This is a genomic window from Blautia sp. BCRC 81119, assembly GCF_003184505.1.
Lineage (GTDB): Bacteria > Bacillota > Clostridia > Lachnospirales > Lachnospiraceae > Blautia_A > Blautia_A fusiformis.
The window spans coordinates 1-1,501 of record NZ_QJHD01000057.1 but is presented as its reverse complement, the minus strand read 5'-3'; the positions used below and the strand labels follow the sequence as shown (position 1 = coordinate 1,501).

The following is a 1,501-nucleotide window of genomic DNA, read 5'->3' as shown; positions in this document are numbered from 1 at the left end:
GTGCTGGGACAGGTCGGAGCTTTCCTGCAAAAACGCGGGTACAAAATCAAGGTATTCAACAGCATAGATTTTTCAAAATCCATGCACTATAACCCGCTGGCGTATATCCGCAACGAGGCCGATATTCTGAAATTCGTGGATGCCCTGATTTCCAACACCAAGGGCGAAGGCAAGGAAGGCGATCCATTCTGGACGAAATCGGAAACGCTTTTGTACTGTGCTCTGATCGCCTACATCATTTTCGAGGGGCCTGCCGAGGATCGGAATATGAATACCCTTGTGGATATGATTTCCGGCATGGAGGTCAAGGAGGATGACGAGGACTTTATGAACGCGGTGGACTATATGTTTGCCGGGCTTGAAAAGCGCAAGCCGGATTGCTTCGCGGTCAAACAGTATAAAAAGTACAAATTGGCCAGCGGCAAGACGGCAAAAAGCATTTTAATTTCCTGCGGTGCGCGGCTGGCTCCCTTTGACATCCCGCAGCTTCGTGAAGTCATGGCCTATGACGAATTGGAGCTTGACCGCATCGGAGATCGGAAAACGGCGGTATTCTTCATCATTTCCGATACCACGCAGACCTACAACTTTTTAGTGGCGCTTGCTTTTTCGCAGATGTTCAACCTCCTGTGTGAACGGGCGGACAATGTTCACGGTGGCCGCCTGCCGCACCATGTACGGGTGCTGTGGGACGAGGCAGCCAACACGGGACAGGTGCCCCAGCTCGAAAAGCTGGTCGCGGTTATCCGCTCCCGCGAGGTGAGTCTTTGCCTGCTGTATCAACAGTTGGCACAGTGCAAGGCCATTTACGATAAACACGCCGAGACAATCCTCGGCAACATGGATAGCGTGGTGTTCCTCGGTGGCCGCGAAGCCAGCACCATCAAGGAAATATCCGAGAACTGGCTGGGAAAAGCCACAATCAGTATGCAGACTGACAGCCGCTCCCGTGGTCAGTCGGAAAGCTACAGTCAAAATACCCAGCGGCTGGGCCGGGAACTGATGACCCCAGCCGAACTTGCAACCATGCCGGGAGACAAATGTATTTTGCAGCTTCGTGGCCTGCCCCCGTTCTTCTCTCCCAAGTATGATCTGAAACGGCATCCGAACTACCGTTATACAGCGGAGGCCGATAAACAGAAAAACGCTTTTGACCTCGACAGGCTCATTAACCGCCGCAGGCGGCCCGGTCTGAACGAGGCGTGTACGATGTATGAGGTGACTGTGCCGGACGATGCGCTCACGGAAGAGGACGAGGACATCCTCAACTATGATGACATCGACGATCCAGACGCCTTTGCATAAACGCTTCGAGACAAAGTGTCCCGAAGTTTGTAACCTGCCGCCTGCAAGGGCGGCTTTTTTGTTACCGGGAAAATCCTGGAGAAATGGAGGCTTATATGGCATTTTTCTCATCTGCAATCGACACTTTACAGACCCTCGTTATTGCTCTCGGTGCTGGCCTTGGCGTGTGGGGCGTGGTTAATCTGCTGGAGGGCTA

At 53.0% G+C, this 1,501-nt stretch carries 2 protein-coding genes; both read left to right on the top strand.

Annotated elements, in window-relative coordinates; genetic code table 11:
* On the top strand, positions 1 to 1,305 hold a 1,305-nt coding region (locus DMI82_RS19440), incomplete at its 5' end, for a VirD4-like conjugal transfer protein, CD1115 family (protein WP_110104295.1).
* A gap of 95 nt (positions 1,306 to 1,400) precedes the next feature.
* On the top strand, positions 1,401 to 1,501 hold a 101-nt coding region (locus tag DMI82_RS19435), incomplete at its 3' end, for a Maff2 family mobile element protein (protein WP_110104291.1).